At 52.5% G+C, this 2425-nt stretch carries 4 protein-coding genes and 1 pseudogene; 4 read left to right on the top strand and 1 reads right to left on the bottom strand.

Annotated elements, in window-relative coordinates; genetic code table 11:
• The first annotated feature begins 360 nt into the window (after window positions 1-360).
• From Tchar_RS13360 to Tchar_RS13375, 4 genes are all read left to right on the top strand, one after another.
• On the top strand, window positions 361-756 hold the full coding sequence (locus Tchar_RS13360) for a hypothetical protein (protein WP_201739386.1): 396 nt from the start codon (window positions 361-363) through the stop codon (window positions 754-756).
• Between the two features lie 80 nt (window positions 757-836).
• The gene (locus Tchar_RS13365; RefSeq protein ID WP_144329470.1) at window positions 837-1286 is read left to right on the top strand and encodes a hypothetical protein; all 450 of its coding nucleotides are present in this window, start codon (window positions 837-839) and stop codon (window positions 1284-1286) included.
• A 140-nt stretch (window positions 1287-1426) separates the two neighbouring features.
• Entirely contained in the window at window positions 1427-1600 is a 174-nt protein-coding gene (locus Tchar_RS13370; RefSeq protein ID WP_201739387.1) for a DUF4160 domain-containing protein, read from the top strand.
• A complete protein-coding gene (locus Tchar_RS13375; protein WP_132963663.1) occupies window positions 1572-1871 on the top strand; it encodes a DUF2442 domain-containing protein in 300 nt (99 codons plus the stop codon). Before Tchar_RS13370 ends, Tchar_RS13375 begins: the two co-directional genes overlap by 29 nt.
• Before the next feature lie 182 nt (window positions 1872-2053).
• On the opposite strand, the pseudogene Tchar_RS13380 reads toward Tchar_RS13375, so the two are convergent.
• A pseudogene (locus tag Tchar_RS13380) lies at window positions 2054-2425 on the bottom strand (transposase); the annotation flags it as partial.

Consider the following 2425-nt stretch of genomic DNA (forward strand, 5'->3'; position numbering starts at 1 on the left):
CACCTTGAGCCGCTCGATCTCCCGCTCGCTCATCTCGATGCGCTTGTCCACCCAGCCCTCCGCTTCCAGACCAACAAGCGGACATTTCTACTTTGCCGGAAGCGGACATTACTATCTTGCTTCTACACCCCCTTTCGGGGGGGGTTGCCAACGCCCGCGCGCACAGGTAAAGTGCGTGGTACGAACGTTGCGCCAATTTGCATGAAATTTAGTACTGCACAAACATCCAGTCAATGCCTGGAAACGCAGGCTGGGCGCGGCTTTACGCCTGATCGAGCCGCCGGTGTTAGGGAGACAGCCGTCGGTGTTATGCAGCAGTTTTGCTCCCTATAACACGTTAGGCAAACAAAGGAGAGCACTATGAACGTCAAGAAAGTAATCGTTGCCACCATTTTTGCGGTAGCGTTCCCAACAATGGCATCAGCAGCATGTCCATATGACCCGAACTGCTTAAACAATCCATATGGTGCCGGTAGCCCATACAAAGCAGACGGGCTGAACAATCCCTATAGCCAGTACGGCAGCCCCTACAGCAATAAGTCGCACACAAATCCTTATGCCACGGACGCACCGAAACTCTACGACAGCCAAGGGAATTACCGAGGACGCCTTAGCAATAACCCATACGATCCTGATTCCACGTCGAATCCCTACGGTAGATATGGAAGCCAGTATTCACCGGACAGCATCAATAATCCATACGGAGCAGGCAATCCATATTCAAATAAACCTATCTATGTGGTTCCGTCGAGGTAGTTTGCCTAACAATCGCTTCGAGAGGGACGCGGCTAATCGCCGCGCCCCTCAAGCGAAGCGTTGGGTTATAGAAGGAAGTTATGAAGCAATTGAAGCATGTCGTCCCTGCAATAATATTCGCAACTATTTTTGGCTGTTCAGAAAAACCAAAACAAGAATTACAGATTTCTGTGGCTGCTGATTTAAATCCAGAGGCCAAAACCATCGTGACAGAAGCTTGGCCAAAAATTAAACAAGCTTGCCCTGGTTTAAACAAATATGCTTCTTCGCTGCAATTTGACGGGATTGAAGAAAATTTCAGTTATGCACCTGAACATGCACAACGAGTATCCATCAAATTCAAAATACCTGACAACGACCAGAACATTCCATTAAACTATGTAGCAAATGGCCATACTTGTTACTTAGAAGTATCAAGAGACGGAAAAACATTAACAGTAGACAAGAATGCATGCAAAGCAGTTTGCTTAGACAAAGAAATACATGGAACATCTTATGGAAATAATCAGCTAGTGCTAAGTTTGCAATGACCCAACCCTTACTTCCAGGGGACTGTCGCTATCGCGCCAGCCCCTGAAGCCTGACGTTAGCCGACGACAGCACTATGGCACCCACAGTCGTCCGCGAAGGTTCTTTTCGGCTCTTCTTCTTTTCCCGTGAAGAACCGAGAATGCACATCCATGTCGCTCATCCCGATGGCGAGGCCAAGTTCTGGCTCGAACCCGCGATTTCGCTCGCAAGCCACACGGGCCTATCCTCGAAAGAGCTTTCCGACGCCGAGGAAATCATCCTCCGCCACTTGCAGGAGATCAAAAATGCCTGGTACAAACACTTTGGCCGCTGAGGTCACCCATATTTCCAGACACGGCTTCTGGCTACTGCTCGGCGACGAAGAGTTGTTGGTTCCCTTTTCCGAGTTTCCCTGGTTTCGTCAAGCAACCATCGATCAGCTTTGTACCGTCGAGTGGCCCACAGCCGATCATCTTTACTGGCCTCAACTTGATGTGGATTTGTCGGTCGAGTCGATTCGACATCCAGAGCGTTTTCCGCTGGTATCCGCCGTTTCGGCTAACCCCTCGCTCCAGGGGGACGCGCCCCAAGCGGCGCGCCCCTGAGCTTGGACGTTAGGAAACCTCTGCACAACCCAGCCTATTCGTTCCAGAGGACGCGGTGATGGTAGACTTTGTTTCACATGACGGGATCAGGGGCAGATTTTGAGTTATTTTCCGCTCCAGAAGCCCCTTTCGTGGGCCTCCTGAGGCCTCGTCGGCCCCCAGTGGCGCCGTGGCGGGCGCACTTATCCCGTTGCAGCCAACAAGGCCTTGCGCACCAGCCACAGATTGAGCAGCGCAAACAGGACGTTGAGTTGCGCGCCGTTCTTGGCCAAGCCTCGATAGGGCGTCTTGCAGTAGCCAAACTGGCATTTGAGTACCCGAAACGGATGCTCGCCCTTGGCACGAATGCGCGCCTTGGTGCGTTCCAAGGCATCCATCACCTGGCCAAGAAAAGTGCTCTTGTCCAATGCCCGGCGCTTGCCCGGCCCCGCATGGCCACGTGCCAAGCGACTTGCTTGCCCTGGTTTTCCGCTCGCTTGTCCACTCCCTGATAGCCCGCATCGGCAAAGACGTCCGTCTCTTGCCCGTGCAACAGCCGATGCGCTTGCCTCACA

Origin of the sequence: Tepidimonas charontis, from assembly GCF_007556685.1 — a bacterium.
GTDB lineage: Bacteria > Pseudomonadota > Gammaproteobacteria > Burkholderiales > Burkholderiaceae_C > Tepidimonas > Tepidimonas charontis.